Here is a 16,773-nt window from a genome sequence, read left to right as displayed (position 1 = left end):
TAAACGTATTTTCTAATAAATTTAATTAATAAAATACATAGTATGAAGGGTTATTAATTTAGTTAAAATTTAAATTATTATAATAGCATAACTACATCATTTAGACTTAAAAGAGCTTGTGGGTCAACTTTTAAAGTAAAATCTAAATCACCAGAACCCCCATAAATAAAAGGAAATTCTATAAGTCTTTTATCTACTATGTATGGTAATGATAGATTAAATAGAGGAACTGTCCCAACAGAAAAATTTGTTACTTCCTTAACTTCTTCTTTAGTTGCAAGCCTAATATTTTTACAATTTAATTCTTTTTTTATAACTCTAAAATCTACACGAGAACCTCCACCTGATGTTACTAATGCATAAAAACCTTTTTCAGTATATAAGATTAGTGTCGCAGCTGTTTGATTAATATCAATTTTGAAATAATCAACACCATCTTGTGCTATATAAATAGGTTTTTCATTATAAATAAATTCAAATAAATATCCACTTTTAATTAAAATATTTCTTATAGTTTCCATATATTAATCTCCTTATCAATAATTAATTTAAATATTAGATTCTAATAAATAATCTACATTTATAACTTTTAGAGCAGTCTATAGTTTTAAATAATTGAAATGTAAAAAATTAATTTGAATTTATATAATTAGAATTAAATAAATACGCATATTAAAAATTTTAATATGCGTATTTAATAATATATCTCTTATTATACTATATAGTTCCAAAATGTGCTAATTATTTTATTGCTTAAATCCTAAAATTTTATTAATTATAAAAAAATTTTATCTTTCATTTTTTACTTTTATTATCATTATTCATTTCTTCATGAATTTTAACTTTTTCTAAGTAATCCTTTTGTTCTACTATGTTTTCTTCAAAATTCTCTATAGCATTTCTAGTAAAATTCCCTACGCCCTTCATGTTAGTAAACTTTTGTTCATCATTTTTTCTATTCATAATCCAAATCTCCTTAATCTAAAATTTTTAATATATATGTTCTAATTAAATTCTTATATGTAAAGATTTAATTAATGTCTGTATAAATATTTATTATGATAGAACTACTTTTATTACAATTAACTTTTTTATACAAATATTAGTATTTCAAATAAAAAATTATTTTATAACACACATTAAATATAATTCATATATTGAATTGTTAAGTATTATAAAATGGAGAATATATTATGAAAGAAAAATTAGCACTTATAACTGGAGCTACAAGTGGAATAGGAAAATCCTTTGCTAAAAAATTTGCTTCATTAGGCTATAACTTGATCATTATAGGTAGACGCGAACCGTTAATAAAAAAAGTAGCTAAAGAACTTGAATATACTTATAGCGTTAAAGTATGTACTATAATATCTAATTTATCAAATACTAACGAAATTGATGCTTTAGTAGAAAAAATTAAACATAATAATATAGATGTTCTAATAAACAATGCAGGCTTTGGAACATATGATTTTTTTTATAATGAATCCTTAGAAAAGCTTTTAAATATGATAAACTTACATGTTGTTTGTACAACAAAATTAACATATGCAATATTACCAGGTATGCTAGAAAGAAATGAAGGCATTATAATTAATGTTTCTTCAGAAAGTGCTTATCTTATATCTCCTAAGTCTTCAGTTTACTCTGGAACAAAAGCCTTTGTTAAACTCTTTACCGAAAGCTTATCTCTTGATCTTAAAAATTATAACATTAAAGTTCAAACTTTATGTCCTTCTTTCACAAAAACTGATTTTCATGAGAAATTAGGTATTTCCAAAAGTGAGCAAATAAATAAAGGACTTATTAGATGGGAAGAACCTGAAGCTGTAGTTGAAAAGTCAATGAAATACTTAGATAAAAATAGAACTGTATGCTTATGCGGTGGTATAATATCAAAATTATTAATAGAACTTGAACATATATTACCACAAAAAACTTATTATAATTTCGTATATAAAATGTTTAAATAATAAATTTATTTAATATATTAATAGTGGTAATCTAAAAATATCTCTTTAGATTACCACTATTTCTATCTACATCATCTAATTCCTTCCTAAAACTTCTCTTCAATAATATACTATTCTTTTATAAACTTATGCAGTTTTTTTATAAAAGAAATATAAATTTACTTGTATAGAATTTATTCTAGTAACGTAATATATAACTATAGTTTCTTAAATCACCAAATCAAATACATACGTAAGTTCGAAATGCAAAATGAGAGTTTCGATGCTTATTTAAGATTTGGATATTTACTTAAGTGAGGTGATACTATTTGAATAAGAAATTTAAAAATCTTATATCTCTTTTATTAGTATTAATAAATATTTTATGCCCTTTATTGGTAGATAGTAAAATAGTAAATGCTAATCCTTTACCTACAGATTTTAATGCTGTACATATAATATTAGATGAAGAACATTATACTGAAATGCCAAGAAGTTTTCGTAAAACTTCAGATTTAAGCATTATTCAAGATAACAAAACTCTTAATCTTAATGGCTTAGATAAACTAAATATTTCTGGTAGCCATCAGTTTTCAGAAAATAATCTACCTCTTCTTGTAGAGAAAATAGGTACTAAACTACCTATAACAGTTGTAGACTTAAGACAAGAATCACATGGCTTTGCAAATGGTCTTCCTCTTAGTTTTGCTAATGAAAAAAATGATGCTAACATAAACCTTACAAGAGGCCAAGTAATAGCTAAGGAAAATATTGACTTAGCTAGCATAAAATTAAACGAGCCTCTTACATTTTTCAACTACCCTAACATTACCATAACTCCTACTAAAGTTGAAAATGAAGAAACTCTTACCAAGTCTAAATCATTAGCTTATATCAGAATACCTGTTACTGATGATAAAATGCCTACAGATGATATGGTCGATTATTTTATTCAGTTAATAAAAAATGAACCTAAAGATAATTGGCTTCATTTTCATTGTAAACATGGTGTGGGAAGAACCACTACCTTTATGATTATGTATGACATGATGAAAAATTACAAAACTGTTTCAGCTGATGATATTATTAAAAGACAACTATTTTTAGCAAATTTAAAAGATTCTGATATCAAACCTTTTTATGATAAAGATGCTTTAACTTTTTTACAAAATTTCTATAAATATTGCAAAGAAAATGGCGATAATCTCAATGTTAAATGGAGTGATTGGAAAAAAACTACTGCTACTACTATAAGTAGTAGTTTTTCTTCTATCTTCAAAAATAAAACTAATTCTAATTATATAAAAAATGCTAAAAAGGCAACTTATTTATATGTTATTTCACAAGATACAATGTCTCCAAGTGAAAGAACCATGATTGCTACTCTTCAAGGACAAGTTAATAGCAAATCTTCTTCTCAAATATATACACTCAATTCTTCACAACCAGACTATAAAATTTGGTTAGATGATTTAAGCACTAATTATAAAATCCAATATAAAAATGTTTCAAACCCCTGGGACTTATTAGATATATTCAAAGATAAAATAGCTGGATATATACTTTATAGTAATAAAACTTCAAAAGATCCATCTATAAATAATGCTTGTTCATTTGCTTCTTTAAAAAATAGCATAGCAATTGATGAATCTATAGAAAATAAGGTAAGAGCTCATGGCATAACAACTATTAATGCAGATTGTAGAAATACAGATAAAGCTTGGGCTTATAATAATTTATGGAACGCCGGTTTAAACCATTCATTAGTAATACAATTATCTCCTAATAAAGATACCTCACTAAGAGATTATTCAATACTTAGTAAAGCTTTGATATTTTATGAAGATGATATAAATGATATAAGTCTTAGAGATAAAATATTTTCCTCTATGGAAAAAGACTCTACTTGTTTAGGTTGGGGCCCAGATGAATTTACTAATGTAAGTACTACCTCTAAATATGGCGTAAGCATGGTTGCTGCTGATTGGTCTTATAATTTGACTATATTAAGTGCTTTTCCATTATCACTAATGCACCAAAAGTCAAAGCTAAATATTCCTACCAAAGAAAATGTTCATTATATAACCTTCATTATATCAGATGGAGATAATCAACAATGGTTACTTGGAAGTAATTATACTTCTCCTAAATGGTATGGTTCACCTGATAGGGGTAATTTCAATTTAGGCTGGTCATTAAGTCCTTCTTTATACTACTTAGCACCTACTGTCTTTAACTTATATTATAAAAGTGCTTCTACTGGGCTTAATAATGATTATTTTATAGTATCGCCATCAGGAAATGGCTACATATACCCTAGTAGATTTGATAAAAACTCTTTGAATACATATGTTAATACTTTAAATAATTATATGAAAAAAGTAGATCAAAAATATGTAGCTATTATAGATGATAATTCTTTTTATAACACTAAGCTTTGGGATAAATTCACAGCCAAATCTAATATAGAAGGTTTATTTTATCTTGATTATCATAAACATAATAACTTTCATGGTGAAATCACTTGGTCAAATAATAAACCCATAGTGTCCTGTAGAGATTTGCTTTGGAAAAATATAGAAAGTGAGGATGAGCTCGCAAAAAATATTAACGATAGAATTAATTATAACCAAGTAAATATAAACAATCCAAGTAGCTATACCTTTGTTTATGTTCATGCTTGGAGTAAAGATTTAAATAATGTTCAAAATGCTATTAATAAATTAAAACAAAATCCTAAAGTAGAAATAGTTACACCTGAAGTATTTATGAAATTAATAAAGAATAATGTCAAACATTAATATTACTAATCCTATAAAAGAAGATATATATAAGTTAGAATATACATTAATGAAATACAAAGAAGTATGCTAAATGTGTGTTAGCATACTTCTTTGTATTTATAATTACTTTTTTAATATTATGAACAATCTATGCGCTATCACTTGAAATTTTTATTACTCTTAATATTTCTCACACCACAACTCTACAAATTTTACTATTTATAATTTTAGAATGTACTCTTTACCTTCATATAAGTTTTTGCCCATATTACATTCATATGGTATATCTTTAACATATATAAATCCAAGTTTGTCCATCACTCTACTAGACGCTTGATTTTCTTTTGCATGTCTTCCAACTATTTCTCTTATTCCTAGTTTTTCTTTAACAAATTTTATAACTACTTGCATAGCCTCTGTTGTATATCCAACCCCCCAAGCTTTTTTACCCAAATTATATGCTATTTCAAATTTTCCATACTCTTCTTCAAAATAAATTAATCCCGTTCCTATTAACTCATCTGTTTCTTTCAGTAAAATAGCCCATCTGTACCAATCATCCGAATTTATTTTTCTTATTTCTTCTTCTATCCATCCAATAGTTTTATTTATATCATTATGACTTATCCAAAACATATACTTTGCTACATCAGAATCACTTTCCCAGCACTCAAATACTTCCTGTGCATCTTCAATACAAAATGGTCTCAAAATTAATCTACCTGTTTCTAATATTGGTGTTTCTACAGAAATCATCTCCTAACTATTAGGGCTACTTTATTATAAATTTATCTACAACACTTTTGTAATTTTATAATAAACCATTACTACTTTTAAACTCAATAAATACTCTATTACTTTTCTGATATTTCTATTCTCTCTCCGCTTGGCCCACTAAAGAAGGTAAACTTTTTATCATCATATAACATAATATCATAAAGCATTTTAACTCCTAATGAAGTTAATCTTTCATATTCTTCATCAAAATTATCTATACGAAAAGCTAAATGATCAATGACACCTGCATTAGGTCTATCAACAACCTTATTTTTACCTTGCATTAATTCTATTATTAAATGCTCTACCTTCAAATAGCAAGCTATTAAATCTTCTGTTTCTTCTGTCCCCACTACTTCAAACCCCAATACTTCATTATAAAATTTTATACTTTCCTCTAAATTGTTCGTTACTATGCTCACATGATCTACACTATACATATTGTTTTCCCCCTTTTTAGTTCCTTATTATATTTTCAAAAAATTATAATTATTAGAATCATAATTCTTCTTTTGCTAATTATTCCTTAGTTAGTTTTTACTTTATAAAATTACTTATATATCAATTGTATCTTATCTGGATTATTTTTCAATATATTTATTTTAAAAATAATATTAGCATCATTCTTCTTCATTATAAGTCAATAAATTTCTTTCTCTTTAACTTTTGTAAATCTTCTCTAAACTAACATTTCTCATGAATTAACCAGTTTTCATATAATAACCTTAAAATTATGAGATTTATCACTATAAATGTTACTTAAGTTATTCGTTTATAACATTAATATATTATAAAGGATTATTAAAGGAAACTCCTTCTCATTTCATTCGAATGAGTAAGTTCGAATAACTAAATTAAAAATTTAGATTCTCACTTAGTTCTAAAAATTAATATGTATATCCACTGTAATATAAACTAATACTATTTATGTAAATTAAAATTGGAGGTAATTATTTATGAATATAACATTATCACAAAAAGAAAAATCATTACTAGAAGATCAAAAGAAACATGAACAACTTTGTATAGAAAAATATACACAATACTCAAGCCAGACTAAAGATACTCAATTAAAACAATTATTTGATGCTAATGCTGAGGTAGAAAAAAACCATCTTAATAGTATTAATCAATTATTAAATGGTACAATTCCTGATATGAACCAAAAACAAAATCAAGGTTCATCTCAAGCCTCTATAAATAACTCTACAACTCAATCAACTGGAACTGGTTTATCTGATGCTGATATGTGCACAGATTTATTAATGACAGAAAAATATGTTTCTGGAACTTATGATACTACAATCTTTGAATTTAGAGACACTAACGCTCGTGATGTATTAAATCACATACAAAAAGAAGAACAAAAACATGGAGAAGCTATATTTAAATACATGGAAAGCCATGGAATGTATACTGTTCAATAGCCTAACTCTATAATAATTTATTTCAATTTAGTAAATTTAAACTTACTATAAATTAAAAGATGAGCTAAGGTATATTTATTACCTTTACTCATCTTTTAGATTTAATATTCTAATTTTTCTAACCTTAAGCTATCTTATTTGTTATTATTACAATATATTTCAATAGCTTTACTTAAGAATTTTGCTAATCCATCTTTAGTTTTATCTATATTTTTTGTAAATCTTTCATCATAAATATACATCTGCCCTAAGCCTCTAAAGATTTCTATGGTACAATTATAAAAGTTTTTACTAATGTATTGTCTCCATTTATCTACTAATGACTGAACAGCATCATCACTAGGACTTTTATCCATCATACTTGCTATTTCACCAAATATTTTTTGAGCATCAGCCATGATATTCTTCCAGTCATTTTCATTATATTTAGCTCCTTTTTCTTCACTTTGTTTATATGCTTCACTATTACCAAACTTTTCTTTAGCTTCTTTAGCATATTTCTCTTTGATTTTATTTACTTCATCCATATTAAAAGTACTAAATATTTCTTCCTTTGACATTTTAAGTCCTCCTTTAGCTAAAACTATACTCTTGTCTATAGCTTCTATTATTTTTTCAAGTCTATTTTTCTTTTCTATTAATAATTCTTTTTGACCATTTAACGCATAGATTTTGTTAAAGTGTGGATTATCTAAAATCTCTTTTATTTCCTTTAAACTAAAGTCCAATTCCTTAAAGAATAGTATCTGTTGTAATCTTTCAATATCATTTTCGCTATAAAGTCTATATCCAGCGTCACTAATATATTCAGGCTTTAAAAGATCTATTTCATCATAATGATGGAGTGTACGTACACTTACCTTAGCTAAGGAAGAGAGCTCTTTCACTTTATACTTCATAACAAACCTCCCCATATATTAAAAATTTATTTATATAGTTCTTAAACTAATCTTATCCTACAAATCTATAATAAACTATCACGTAACGTCATAGTCAATATATTTTTTAAAATTTATATATATAAAGTAGCCTTTAAATGGTTATTTTTTATTCAATTTATTAAATTAACATACAGTTTATCTTTAAACATAATAAATCTTTTTTAATTACTTATTATCTCGCAAAATTGTGCAGTAAAAGAGAGGTTATATTTTTTCCCTAATGCTAAACTTTTGGTAAGGAGGTAATGATACAAAATAAATAGAAAGTTTATAATTTTTAGAGATTTTAAAATTTGTATACAAATCAACAAAATTCATAATTAAAAGGAGATATGAAAAATGAATTACACCGTCGAAATTAAAAATATTGAATCTATTAGGATAGCTTATATGCAGTATAAAGGAGTTGTTACAGAATCAAATAAATTTTTCCCAAATGTATTTAAGTCAATTAAAGGAAATTCAAATGGTTCGCCATTTTTATGTTATTATTCATTAGATAAAAAAAGTAAAATAGGCGAATTAGAACTTTGCGTTCCTACTAATGAAACCCCTAATAAAAATGGTATTTCTGTAAAAGAAACTCCTAGAATTAAAGCTCTTTGTACAACTCATATTGGCTCTTATGAAAACCTATTTCTAGCATATGAAGCTATAACTCAATATGCATTAGAACATTCTATTTCTTTAAAAATGCCCTTTCGTGAAGTTTATATCAAGGGACCTGGTATGTTTTTAAAAGGTAATCCAAATAAATATATAACTGAAATTATATTCCCAATAGAAGAGGTAAGATAGATGTTTGCAATAGAAGTAAAAAACTTAACTAAACAATATAAAAATGGTGTTAAGGCATTAGATGATTTAAATCTAACAGTAAAAAAAGGAGAAATATTTTCTTTACTTGGTCCAAATGGGGCTGGCAAATCATCTCTAATTAATATTCTAACAACTTTTTATAATTCTACTTACGGTACAGTAAACATTTTAGGAAAAAACTTATCTGAAAATCCTCATTTTGTAAGAAATCAAATAGCTTGTGTTGCTCAACAAGTTTCAATAGATGAGCATCTCTCTTTAATGGAGAATATGCTTTTTCAAAGTAGACTATATAAGGTTGATTCAAAAAAGGCTGAAGAAAGAATAAAAAAATTAATAGATATTTTTGATCTATCTAACTATTTAAAGTACCCTGTTTCCTCTTACTCTGGTGGAGTAAAACGAAGACTTGATATTGCCATAAATCTAGTTTCTTTACCTAAAATCTTATTTTTAGATGAACCTACTGTAGGAATGGATGTAGAATCAAGAGCTACAATGTGGAAGATGCTTCTAAAAATCCGAGATGAACTAGGAACTACAATCTTTCTTACTACTCATTATCTTGAAGAAGCTGATTTTCTGAGTGATACTATATGCATAATGAAAAAAGGGCAGATATTAGCCCAAGGTTCAAGATATGAACTCGAGAATTATATAAATCAAAATATTATACGTATTCTCTTTCCTAGTACTGAAGAGGCTAAAAAATATATAAATACTTTTGATACTATGTTTAAGGCTAAAATTACTACACTAAAAAACAAATCTCTCTTCATATCATTAACTAATAATATTTCAAGTTCTTTTATAGAAATTAATAAATTGCTTCTTAATAATTGTGTGAATTTTATTGGAATAGAAATTATGAAGCCAAGCTTAGAAGATATTTTTCTTATAATAACAAACTCAAATAAATATAAAATGGAGGGAGAAAAATGTTAAATATTTTATGGAGAAATATGAAATGGCGTTTTGAAAATCCTTTATCAATTGTATTTACTATAGTTCAACCACTTCTATGGTTAGTTATGTATAGTACCGTTGCTAATCATACAATGAAAAATTTAGGAATAACTAATTATACTGCCTTCATTCTTCCTGGTATCTTTGTTTTAGTAACTTTTGGTGCTTGTTGTAGTTGTGGTTTTATAAATTTCATTATGCGGTCTAATGGAAGCTTCTATAGGATTTTAATTGCTCCTATAAGTAGAAAATCAATTGTCCTAGGACAAATATTCGAAGCAATAATGGTTTCGTTTTTAGAAGTAACAATTTTAGGAATTATAAGTATCTTTTTTTCCGTTAGAATTAAAACAGGATTAGTTGGTTTATTACTAATAATTTTATTTATATTTTTAACAGGATTTTTCATGTCAAGCCTTTCATATTCTATAAGCTTACTTCTTCCTAATGAAGTAATTTATGAAACAGTAATGAATGCAATTGTGTTACCATTTTTCTTTTTAAGTACAGCATTATTCCCTATAGAAGGTTTATCAGGTACTTTAAAAACAATAATATTAATAAATCCCTTTACTCATGTCATCAATGCATTACGTAGTTTAATAATAGGAGATACTATTTTATTCTCAGATATATTGTTTGTTATTTTTCTATTTACAGCACTGTGCATTTTAAGCTTTTTATTAGCAATGTGGAGATTAAAAAAAGAGACAACCAATTGATTTTAATATAATTACTTCTTTTTTGAGTAAATTAAGAATACCTTTTAGACCAATATTTCAATGTAAAAACTTAAACCTTAAATAATATTAAAACTACATCTATTATTCTTAGCACAAACATAAACTCTCATTACAAAAAGCTCGTACTTGCATTCCTAATATCCAAGTACGAGTAATTATTTTATATTAAGCAATTTCATAAAAAGTTTATTAGTAACTTATTCTATTTTAGATTAAGAAATATTTTTATTATGATTAAGGCACTCTTTCACATTGTTCTTAAACATACAATAAGTTGCTATAAAATAAATCATATAAAGAACCACAATTATTGATAATGATAAAATCACACTAAAAACAAATGCTTTATCTCCAACATATAACATTATTCCTGTCTCCATATATTTAAAAAAATTGTAAATAAACACAGGAAAATTCATTATAGCTATTAACATTGGTAGTATGAAATATAAGCTTATTTGCTTTAGAATTATTTTATTTATTTCTTTATTGTCTATACCTAATTTATTTAAGGTTTTAAACCTTCCCTTATGCTCTATAGAATCAGATAATTCTTGTAGTGCTAAAACTGTTAAACTTATCATAAGTAATACTGTTCCTAAGTATATTCCAACTATTCTCATTCCTAATGTTGCATTTAATATTTCACTATGCTCTACTGATTTTATTCTTGTGTGAACAAAGTAATCTGTCTTTTCATAATTTTTTTTAATTATCGTCCCATAGTTCTTTTCAAACCACTGTGGTATATAATTTTTTTCAAAATCCATTCCATTATTATAACTTATTTTTTTAGATATATTAGCAAAAAAACTTGTGGATACTAAGTTTAAATATTCACAATACTTATCTGGCAATATTATTAGACCTTTTGCTCTATTGTATATCCAATCTCCCATAGCATCTTTATAATATGCTTTTGAACTACTTTTTACCTTTTTATCTTTTATAGCAATATATTGATTCTCATTTATATATTTATCAATATCTTGCTGTAAAACATTGTTTTGCCACTGAGTAGTGTATTCATTATCATTTAATATAATCTTTTCATAACCTAACATCTCTCTTAATTTATTAAAATCACTCAATCTAATAACTAAAATTTTTGAATTTAAACTCTCATTTGATTTTGAAGCTTTATCATTTAATAAATAAAACTCTTCTTGACAATAATCCTTAAGACCATAATCCTCAGACTTTAGTTTTTGTATTATTTCACTATAATCAACTTTAGGAACATCTCCTATATTTGACATTTGACTATAATTATTACTTATTGTTATATCAAAAGGCACTCTATAGTTTAAATAGCCTAAAGCATACTGAGCCATCGAAACCGTTAGCACAAAACTTAATGCTGCTCCTAAAAAAGTTAATGCTATTGTCCCCATTAAAATAGGAGTTGTTTTTATCTTTGATACTATTCCTCCTATTAAAAATAAATTTGTATACTCATATTTGAAGTTTGTACATTTATTTTTAATAAGGATAACCACATAAGATATTGAATAAAAAAATGTATATATTCCTAAAATAAAATTTACTACAGCAATCCCTGCATATACTCTTGGATCACCACTTATATCACTTGGGTTTTTGCTAAAATCCACCAAAGTATTGATGCAATATATAAAAGTAATATAAGCAAGTATAGAAATTATAAATGCAATTATATATACTTTTTTACTTCTTTTAAATTGAAATTCAGACTTTCTTTCTGCATTAAGCATATCAATAAGTTTAATTTTTCTTAAATACTTTATATTAAATAAACCAATTATACAAAACATAGCTACGAAAAATGCAAATGTTATACCAATAGTATCCATATACAATTTAAAAGAAAATACTATTTCCTTATCTATTGTCATAAAGATTATAGATTTAACTACTTGTGAAAATAATGTGCCTATAAAAACGCCTATTATTATAGAAATAATCCCCATAATTAAACTTTCTACAAAAAACATTAATGCTACGCTTTTTTGCTCAGTTCCAAGCAATATATATGTTGCAAATTCCTTTTGTCTTCTTCTAATCATATATCTATTAACATAACTTATAAGAAAAGTTAAAACAGCTGTTATAATGAATGAAGAATACTTTAATATCTCCTTAAGAAAATCAAAATTAAACGTATCTTCTGTAATCAACTCATAGCTTGAACTTGATAAAGACATAAATGCATAAAATAAACTCACACTTAAGGTTAAAGTAACAAAGTAAATCACATAATCTCTAACAGATTTCTTTGCGTTGTTTATTGCTAATCTAGCGTACATCTCTTATGTCACCTCCTAGAAGAGCAACAACATCTAGTATTTGATTAAAGAACTGTTTACGTGTATTTGCCCCCTTTACTAGTTCAGTAAATATCTTTCCATCTTTAATAAACAAAATCCTATCACAATAACTTGCAGTAAAGGAATCATGAGTTACCATTAAAATAGTTGCTCCTAGTTGTTTATTTAAGCCCGAAATCATTTCTATTAACAATTGGGCTGATCTTGAATCTAATGCACCTGTTGGCTCATCTGCAAGAATAATCTTAGGGTTTGTTATTAATGCTCTTGCACACGCACAACGTTGTTTTTGTCCTCCTGAAGTTTCATAAGGATATTTTGAAAGAATTTCTTCTATACCTAATTCACTTGCTACTTTCCTAACTTTAGCATCTATTTCACTTTTCTTATACCTATTAATTGTAAGGGCTAATGCTATATTTTCCTGAATAGTTAAGGTATCTAAAAGATTAAAATCTTGAAATATAAAGCCTAAATTTTCTCTTCTAAACTTTGCTATATCTTTTGTTGTTATTTTAGTTAAATCTTTATTGTCTATATAAATACTTCCTGAACTTACTTCATCAATTGTAGCTATAGTATTCAATAATGTAGTTTTTCCTGAGCCTGAAGGTCCCATTACTCCAACAAACTCCCCTTTAAAAACATCAAAGCTTATTAAATCAAGTGCCTTCACCACATTACCCTTACTTCCATAATATTTTTCCACATTTTCTACACTTAATATCTTATTCATCATTATCACCTCAAATATATTTTAACTTGTTTTAGCCTGACTTGATTTCATTTAATATTACTTTAATGTTACAGTTTCGTAACATTAAAATGTAAAACTTATAAACATTTGCAACATAAACACCTTAATTTATAGATAGATACTAGTTTATTTTAGAGGTGAAAACCCAAGAATCAATTTATATTTTTGTAATATTTTATACACAAAAAAATCTATGTTTTAGTATTTTGACATAGATTTTTATATTAATTATTAATTATTAACTGTTACCAGAAAACACTTAAATATCATAATTGTTTAACAGTTTTTCTACTCATGTCAAAAATAATAAATACTAAAATTATTAATCTTCCCCCCCACCAAAGAGCTGTATAAATATTAAAACTCTCCATAAAAGCATTAAAACAAATTGCCATAATAAAATTATCAATACTATGATACAATATTATAATTAATAGACTTCCTTTAGTGTTATTGTACACCCATGTAAATATAATTGCTAAATAAATAGTTTCTAAAAGATAACTAATAAAACTTATATCATAACCTGGAACGTGAAAATAAAACATAGGTATATGCCAACTTGTCCATATAATTCCTATTATTATACTTGATATAAGAGGGTTAACCTTTTGTTGAAGTTTAGGTAATACAAACCCCCTCCAACCAAGTTCTTCTCCAAGTGGTCCACCAAAAATAATAATTGCAAAAAAGCATATTAATATTGTGCTAGGTGAATTAAGTTGAAAACTTGAAATATGATCATTAATATAAATTTTATAGTCTACTCCAATGATACTGCAAATAAACGATGGTATATATATTGTTATTGATGTATATAAAAATATAAAAACAACAAAAAACGGATTAACTCTCCATATACTTAGCTTTCTTAGCAGTTTCTTTATCCCAATAAAGCCATCATAATAACTAGTAAAAATTATAGCCATAACACTTGGCATAAATGAACCTAATATCCGAAACGGCCCGTTCAAACTGATCGAAGTAAATGCAATACCCCAAAATATCCAAGTAAATAAAAAAGTCATAATTAAATAAGCTACTATTTGATGTTCCTTTAAGATTTTTATAATAACCACTCCCTCTAATCTCTAATAACATAATATTTAAAATTACATTTTTACTAATTATCTATGAAGAATTAAATCAGAACTACTGAAAGTTCCTTTCGGAAAAGTCATTGCTACTTTTGTATATAAGTTTTCCTCTGACTCTATTGATATTAATACACCTAATCTATCACATAGCTTCTTACAAAGATATAATCCTATTCCAGTAGATTTATTATTTACTCTTCCTTTATTACCTGTAAAGCCCTTCTCAAATACGCGGTTTACTTCATTTTTAGGTATTCCTATTCCATTGTCCTCTATAATTAACTCAATACCATTTTTAACATCATTAGCGTATATCTTAACCTTTGAATAATCTTTTTTTCTATACTTTATGGAATTAACCACTATTTGGTTAATTGTAAATTCTAACCACTTACTATCAGAGTAAACACTCTTGTCTATATTCTCTAACTCTACATCTATATTATTTAAAATGAACATTTGCTTATTTTTTATCAAAACTCTATTTATACATTGTTCTAATTCTATTTCTTTTATAAGATAGTCCTTTTCTACTTCTTCACTTCTTGCATAAAACAAGGCTTGTTCAACGAATCTATCTATACTTTCTAGCTCCTGCAGAACTAACCTTGAAGTTTCATTTCTACTATTTTCTTCTATTAATTTAATAGCTGCTATTGGAGCTTTTACTTCATGTATCCACTGCTCAATATACTCTCTATACTCTTTTCTTTGAATTTTAACCTTATTTATTTCTTCACGCATAGCTTTACTTGATTTTTTAAGTAGCATATAATATGGGATTGATTCTATATAATGTGGTTCATCTATAACTTCGCTAGAAATATACTTCTTATCTAATTTCTCGCAGGTATCTAAAATACCATCAAAATATTCTTTTCTCTTCTTATATTGAATTGTAATAAATAATGAAAATATAAGAATCCAAACAAATGTTATAACTCCTATAGTATCAAGATTATTTCCTACACTTATTAGGAATATTATTAAACTAATTAATCCAACAATATTTAATAGTATTATATTAACTCTACTTTTTAAATAATCTCCTAAACTCATATTATATACCCTTGTCCTCTTTTAGTTTTTATAAAATCCTTTACTCCAAGTTCCTCAACCTTATTTCTTATTCTATTTATATTAACAGTTAAAGTATTATCATTTACAAATAAAGAACTATCCCACAAGTATTCCATAATGTCTACTCTAGATACTATCTTCCCCCTATTATTTAATAAATAATGCAGTATCTTAAGCTCATTTTTAGTAAGCTCCACCTCTTGTCCGTTATACTCTATAGAACTAGATAATATGTTAAGTCTAACAGCATTATACTCAATGACATCCACTGCACGTTCATTAGGATATGCTCTTTTCAAAAGGGAATTTATCCTAGCTAGTAGAATTTGAGTGTTATATGGTTTAGTAACAAAATCATCGCCGCCTAAAGTTATACTCATAAGCTCATCAATATTAGTATTTCTACTTGTAACAAATATAATAGGTACCTTTGAAAAACTACGGATTTCAGTACATATTTTAAACCCATCATCTTGAGGCAAGTTAATATCTAATATAATAAGATGAGGAGTTCTTTCCTTAACTACTCCTATTATATTATTAAACTCTTTAACCTTTATTATTTCATATCCATTCCTTATTAATAAACTACTTAATTCATTTTGTAATTGTTCATTGTCATCAATAATCATTATATTAAACATAATTTTTTCCCTTACACTTTAACTTTTAAATATTTAATTTATTTCCAAATATTTTTTCAATGGAATGACATCCATAGGAAAATCTTTCCTGAATTAAAATATATTTTTGTTCATTAATAACCTTTGTAATAATCGTAGGAACTGCTAGTTTTGCAAACTTTCCCATAATTTAACACATTTCATTAATCTAACAATAGTTTTATATAATTACTAATTTTATATTTAGAATTAATATAATAATATCATAAATTGTATTTAAATGTATATTACTCATAATAAATACTTATTTGTTTTCTACTTTAAATTGCTCTATTTTGTCTTTAGGTATTGCTTCTAATACTTTTATAAAACTATGAGTCCAAAGCTTATCCCACCATTCCTGTTCATCTTTATATTTAAAAGTTTTTTCTTCACTTATCACTTGTATATTTTTAAAATCAATCTCATTTAAGATTTTAGATACACCTTCTTCTGTATTAAA

Annotated in this window: 18 protein-coding genes; 6 read left to right on the top strand and 12 right to left on the bottom strand. The window is 25.8% G+C overall.

Going from position 1 to position 16,773, the window contains the following annotated elements:
* Window positions 1-77 precede the first annotated feature (77 nt).
* On the bottom strand, window positions 78-521 hold the full coding sequence (locus tag BUB01_RS05330) for a YbaK/EbsC family protein (protein WP_072985649.1): 444 nt from the start codon (window positions 519-521) through the stop codon (window positions 78-80).
* Between the two features lie 274 nt (window positions 522-795).
* On the bottom strand, window positions 796-963 hold the full coding sequence (locus tag BUB01_RS23440; RefSeq protein WP_200802842.1) for a hypothetical protein: 168 nt from the start codon (window positions 961-963) through the stop codon (window positions 796-798).
* 230 nt (window positions 964-1,193) lie between these two features.
* Here BUB01_RS23440 and BUB01_RS05325 point away from each other — a divergent pair, with 230 nt between their 5' ends.
* Both BUB01_RS05325 and BUB01_RS05320 read left to right on the top strand, forming a co-directional pair.
* The gene (locus BUB01_RS05325) at window positions 1,194-1,973 is read left to right on the top strand and encodes an SDR family NAD(P)-dependent oxidoreductase (RefSeq protein WP_072985648.1); all 780 of its coding nucleotides are present in this window, start codon (window positions 1,194-1,196) and stop codon (window positions 1,971-1,973) included.
* Window positions 1,974-2,281: 308 nt separating this feature from the next.
* Window positions 2,282-4,753 carry a GxGYxYP domain-containing protein gene (locus BUB01_RS05320; RefSeq protein WP_072985647.1) on the top strand — a complete coding sequence of 824 codons (2,472 nt, stop codon included), beginning with the start codon at window positions 2,282-2,284 and terminating at the stop codon, window positions 4,751-4,753.
* A gap of 201 nt (window positions 4,754-4,954) precedes the next feature.
* On the opposite strand, the gene BUB01_RS05315 is transcribed toward BUB01_RS05320, so the two are convergent.
* Window positions 4,955-5,491, bottom strand: coding sequence for a GNAT family N-acetyltransferase (locus BUB01_RS05315; RefSeq protein WP_072985646.1), 537 nt, complete (start codon window positions 5,489-5,491; stop codon window positions 4,955-4,957).
* A gap of 98 nt (window positions 5,492-5,589) precedes the next feature.
* Window positions 5,590-5,952: a VOC family protein gene (locus tag BUB01_RS05310; protein ID WP_072985645.1), complete on the bottom strand. Its 363-nt coding sequence runs from the start codon at window positions 5,950-5,952 to the stop codon at window positions 5,590-5,592.
* Window positions 5,953-6,468: 516 nt separating this feature from the next.
* On the opposite strand from BUB01_RS05310, the gene BUB01_RS05305 reads away from it, so the two are divergent.
* Window positions 6,469-6,939 carry a spore coat protein gene (locus BUB01_RS05305; RefSeq protein WP_072985644.1) on the top strand — a complete coding sequence of 157 codons (471 nt, stop codon included), beginning with the start codon at window positions 6,469-6,471 and terminating at the stop codon, window positions 6,937-6,939.
* 134 nt (window positions 6,940-7,073) lie between these two features.
* Here the strand turns inward: BUB01_RS05305 and BUB01_RS05300 are convergent, their stop codons facing one another.
* Complete coding sequence (locus tag BUB01_RS05300) at window positions 7,074-7,838, bottom strand: MerR family transcriptional regulator (RefSeq protein ID WP_072985643.1); 765 nt, start codon at window positions 7,836-7,838, stop codon at window positions 7,074-7,076.
* Window positions 7,839-8,219: 381 nt separating this feature from the next.
* Between BUB01_RS05300 and BUB01_RS05295 the strand changes: the two genes are divergently transcribed.
* The 3 genes from BUB01_RS05295 to BUB01_RS05285 are packed head-to-tail and all read left to right on the top strand — an operon-like array spanning window position 8,220 to window position 10,387.
* Window positions 8,220-8,678 carry a GyrI-like domain-containing protein gene (locus tag BUB01_RS05295; protein WP_072985642.1) on the top strand — a complete coding sequence of 153 codons (459 nt, stop codon included), beginning with the start codon at window positions 8,220-8,222 and terminating at the stop codon, window positions 8,676-8,678.
* A complete protein-coding gene (locus BUB01_RS05290; protein WP_072985641.1) occupies window positions 8,679-9,644 on the top strand; it encodes an ABC transporter ATP-binding protein in 966 nt (321 codons plus the stop codon).
* On the top strand, window positions 9,638-10,387 hold the full coding sequence (locus BUB01_RS05285) for an ABC transporter permease (protein WP_072985640.1): 750 nt from the start codon (window positions 9,638-9,640) through the stop codon (window positions 10,385-10,387). Before BUB01_RS05290 ends, BUB01_RS05285 begins: the two co-directional genes overlap by 7 nt.
* A 233-nt stretch (window positions 10,388-10,620) precedes the next feature.
* Here BUB01_RS05285 and BUB01_RS05280 read toward each other — a convergent pair whose 3' ends face one another.
* The 7 genes from BUB01_RS05280 to BUB01_RS23105 form a co-directional block, all read right to left on the bottom strand.
* On the bottom strand, window positions 10,621-12,693 hold the full coding sequence (locus BUB01_RS05280; protein WP_072985639.1) for an ABC transporter permease: 2,073 nt from the start codon (window positions 12,691-12,693) through the stop codon (window positions 10,621-10,623).
* Window positions 12,683-13,450: an ABC transporter ATP-binding protein gene (locus BUB01_RS05275; RefSeq protein WP_072985638.1), complete on the bottom strand. Its 768-nt coding sequence runs from the start codon at window positions 13,448-13,450 to the stop codon at window positions 12,683-12,685. The genes BUB01_RS05280 and BUB01_RS05275 overlap by 11 nt, the downstream gene beginning before the upstream one ends.
* Window positions 13,451-13,737: 287 nt before the next feature.
* The gene (locus BUB01_RS05270) at window positions 13,738-14,499 is read right to left on the bottom strand and encodes a CPBP family intramembrane glutamic endopeptidase (RefSeq protein ID WP_207649976.1); all 762 of its coding nucleotides are present in this window, start codon (window positions 14,497-14,499) and stop codon (window positions 13,738-13,740) included.
* Window positions 14,500-14,598: 99 nt separating this feature from the next.
* Window positions 14,599-15,627 carry a sensor histidine kinase gene (locus BUB01_RS05265; RefSeq protein ID WP_072985636.1) on the bottom strand — a complete coding sequence of 343 codons (1,029 nt, stop codon included), beginning with the start codon at window positions 15,625-15,627 and terminating at the stop codon, window positions 14,599-14,601.
* Window positions 15,624-16,292, bottom strand: coding sequence for a response regulator transcription factor (locus tag BUB01_RS05260; RefSeq protein WP_072985635.1), 669 nt, complete (start codon window positions 16,290-16,292; stop codon window positions 15,624-15,626). Before BUB01_RS05260 ends, BUB01_RS05265 begins: the two co-directional genes overlap by 4 nt.
* Window positions 16,293-16,317: 25 nt before the next feature.
* A complete protein-coding gene (locus BUB01_RS23570) occupies window positions 16,318-16,458 on the bottom strand; it encodes a hypothetical protein (RefSeq protein WP_207649974.1) in 141 nt (46 codons plus the stop codon).
* A 117-nt stretch (window positions 16,459-16,575) separates the two neighbouring features.
* On the bottom strand, window positions 16,576-16,713 hold the full coding sequence (locus BUB01_RS23105) for a hypothetical protein (RefSeq protein ID WP_159433207.1): 138 nt from the start codon (window positions 16,711-16,713) through the stop codon (window positions 16,576-16,578).
* Window positions 16,714-16,773 lie beyond the last annotated feature (60 nt).

This window comes from Clostridium cavendishii DSM 21758 (genome assembly GCF_900141845.1).
GTDB lineage: Bacteria > Bacillota > Clostridia > Clostridiales > Clostridiaceae > Clostridium_AG > Clostridium_AG cavendishii.
This window is presented reverse-complemented; position numbering and strand designations above follow the sequence as displayed.